The organism is Nostoc sp. CALU 546 (genome assembly GCF_048836525.1).
The window spans coordinates 1-2,475 of sequence record NZ_JAWJTF010000300.1 but is presented as its reverse complement, the minus strand read 5'-3'; the positions used below and the strand labels follow the sequence as shown (position 1 = coordinate 2,475).

The following is a 2,475-nucleotide window of genomic DNA, read 5'->3' as shown; positions in this document are numbered from 1 at the left end:
GTAACTCTTATGTGCTTGTCTCATTTTGTAATTCTGGCTGAAAGTATGAGGCGATCGCTTCTAAATCTAATTCCGAAACTGCCTTTACAGTGTCGAAATCATCAGGGCGAACATGGCTTAAAGCCAGTCTCAAACTCTGTTCCGTGGTCATATATCTTAAGCAAGCATCATGAATGCTTACTGTGTCTGCTGTTGGTGCTGTGGTTCTCTTCCGTGTTGCCATGATTTACGCTCCCTTTTGAATTTTTTGGATTTGCTGGAATGCTTGCTGATAGCGGTATCTAGAAAAATCATTCGGGTTTTTGGCGATATAGCCTTTGACGCGATCGCTGCGTCGGAGTTGAGCCATTAATCGCCCTACTCTCCCCAAAACCCATGCTTGATATGGCGACAAGGGCGACTCCCGATCGTGAGTGTTGTCGGCTTTTTTCGGGTAAGCATCTCTGAAACTAGGGATTCTCCAGAAAGCTAAATTCTCCCAAGTGACCAAAGTCGAACGGCTAACACCCAAGACCTCAGCTAAATATGTCTTGGTAGATGGGAAATCAAGGAAGGAGTCTAGGTCTGTAGAATGTTTGCTCCGTCTAGGTTTCATGGGTTTACTACAGTAATCAATGTGAATCAGATAGTAACTAGCTAGCAATCAGAATAAGTACACATCACAATGTCGCTCCTAATCGCTAAACCCCTTACTGTGTAAGTTGCTGGGGTACTCGTAGGACGCTAATTAGTGGCTTGTTGTTGATCGATTGCCTTAGATGCTAATATAGCAACAGGTGCGTCACTTAGTCAACTAGGAACTAAAAACCGCTCTTGGTAGGTATTTGGAGCCATAATTGAACAAAAGTGTTTATATAGTTGCTCTTATGCCTTCAAGCAAGCCACGAATAACCTTGAGATTAGATGAGGAGGATATAAAATTTCTAGACCATTGGGCGAATAAAGAGTTTTTAACGGTTCCCCAATTGACCAGGGTGCTAGTAAAACGGGCGATCGCAGAACAAAGGAAAGCAGAACAAGATAAATCAGTATGACAGAAGCACAAATTCAAGATATTTATTCACGCCAAGTTGCGATTGCCAAAATGATTGAGGCAGGACAATGACCGATATACCAAGACAATATAACGGGGGACAACCCAGCAGACTTGACCGAATTGAAGCACTCCTAGAACGGGTAGCCGAACAGCAAAATAATTTAATAGACAGGCAAGCTACCACACAGCAACAGTTGGATGATTACATCAACACCGCCCAAACAGTTTTAGCTCGTAATGCTGTTATGGATGATGTTTTGCTGGAACTACGCGACAGCCATGAGGAACTTAAGCAAAATTTTCTAGAGAATCAGCGCACTACTAACGCAGCATTAAATCAACTTGGCGCAATATTGGTACAGCTAACACGGATTGATCCGCAAAACTAGCGATGCCTACGGCGGCAAGCTACGCAATGGTGCTACTAGTATATGAAGAGATTCCCAGAGTAGGTGATCACCTTACCAATAGTTTGTATTTTGGAGGACTAGACAAAAGATATAAAACTTTAGCTCAATTCATCTAAAGTTCACAGAATGAATAGCAAAAAAAAATGCTAGTTACACAGCCTTCAGCTTTTTGAGTGCGATCGCAAGGATTAACCAACGGTAAGCACAAGCACGCACAAAGAAACGTCTGATAAACGTTTCACCACAAGACAATGCAACAAGCAAGTCTAACGAATTTATATATTCTTCTAGCTTACCGACTAATCCCTACAATCTGCAAATTTAAAAGTTAAGGGGCTGTCCAAACCAACAAAGGACAACCCAATGAATAAACCCCTCACTTCTGACAGACAGGGGTTTGCGAATGAAAAGCCTACTATTCTAACGCAAACTTTCCCCAACAATCAAGAATCTCGAATTTCGGAATTATCAAACCATATAAGCGATCGCCGAACTAGCACCAAATATTTAAAAGTGGGTTGCTGTGACGTTGCTCTAAGACCATGCCCCGACCCGGATGAGTTACTGCAATCACCTAACCTCAACTTAGAGGAGTCCTTTTACTTACAGCGATTAGTCAAGCTTGGCTGGTTTAGTGGTCAGGTGGCCGCCGTACTTCTCCAAATTGAAGCCAAGGTTGGAGGGGTGGCAGTATGAATCACAAAGGATTCGGCAAGATAGCCTCACCCCAAAAATCACTAAATCAAGAACTAAGGCAGGTTTTTAGAAAATTCAACAAGCGAGGTAAGCTCAGAAGTACCCCTTGGGCTTTGCATGAAATCTCAAGACTTGAGTCCAGAGATGGAAAAGTCCATCAATTTGTTGTAGCCTCCAGCCAAAATGACATGGCGCAAGGCGATGCCTGCTCTGGGCGTAGCCATCACCATGATAGCGAAATTCAAGCACTGGGTAATTATCAAGGATTCAAAGAGCCATCCGCACCTTATACTTTGCCAGCCAGAGAAGATTTTGAAGCAAGCCACTGGCAAG

General features: G+C 43.2%; 6 protein-coding genes. 4 read left to right on the top strand and 2 right to left on the bottom strand.

What is annotated here, in order from left to right; translation table 11 throughout:
- Positions 1-7: 7 nt before the first annotated feature.
- A complete protein-coding gene (locus tag RRG12_RS42985) occupies positions 8-223 on the bottom strand; it encodes a hypothetical protein (protein ID WP_420763277.1) in 216 nt (71 codons plus the stop codon).
- A 3-nt stretch (positions 224-226) separates the two neighbouring features.
- On the bottom strand, positions 227-595 hold the full coding sequence (locus tag RRG12_RS42980) for a hypothetical protein (RefSeq protein ID WP_193947043.1): 369 nt from the start codon (positions 593-595) through the stop codon (positions 227-229).
- A 271-nt stretch (positions 596-866) separates the two neighbouring features.
- Here RRG12_RS42980 and RRG12_RS42975 point away from each other — a divergent pair, with 271 nt between their 5' ends.
- The 4 genes from RRG12_RS42975 to RRG12_RS42960 form a co-directional block, all read left to right on the top strand.
- Entirely contained in the window at positions 867-1,034 is a 168-nt protein-coding gene (locus RRG12_RS42975; RefSeq protein ID WP_167756046.1) for a hypothetical protein, read from the top strand.
- 67 nt (positions 1,035-1,101) lie between these two features.
- On the top strand, positions 1,102-1,425 hold the full coding sequence (locus RRG12_RS42970; protein WP_334853840.1) for a hypothetical protein: 324 nt from the start codon (positions 1,102-1,104) through the stop codon (positions 1,423-1,425).
- A 384-nt stretch (positions 1,426-1,809) separates the two neighbouring features.
- A complete protein-coding gene (locus RRG12_RS42965) occupies positions 1,810-2,142 on the top strand; it encodes a hypothetical protein (RefSeq protein ID WP_420760891.1) in 333 nt (110 codons plus the stop codon).
- A partial coding sequence (locus RRG12_RS42960) for a hypothetical protein (RefSeq protein ID WP_420763276.1) occupies positions 2,139-2,475 on the top strand: 337 nt, incomplete at its 3' end. The genes RRG12_RS42965 and RRG12_RS42960, both read left to right, overlap by 4 nt.

What these genes read in the sequence shown, in the direction of transcription:
- RRG12_RS42975 (WP_167756046.1), top strand. Translation starts at nt 867, where the DNA reads ATGCCTTCAAGCAAGCCACGAATAACCTTGAGATTAGATGAGGAGGAT.
- RRG12_RS42970 (WP_334853840.1), top strand. Translation starts at nt 1,102, where the DNA reads ATGACCGATATACCAAGACAATATAACGGGGGACAACCCAGCAGACTT.
- RRG12_RS42985 (WP_420763277.1), bottom strand. Translation starts at nt 223, where the DNA reads ATGGCAACACGGAAGAGAACCACAGCACCAACAGCAGACACAGTAAGC.
- RRG12_RS42980 (WP_193947043.1), bottom strand. Translation starts at nt 595, where the DNA reads ATGAAACCTAGACGGAGCAAACATTCTACAGACCTAGACTCCTTCCTT.
- RRG12_RS42965 (WP_420760891.1), top strand. Translation starts at nt 1,810, where the DNA reads ATGAATAAACCCCTCACTTCTGACAGACAGGGGTTTGCGAATGAAAAG.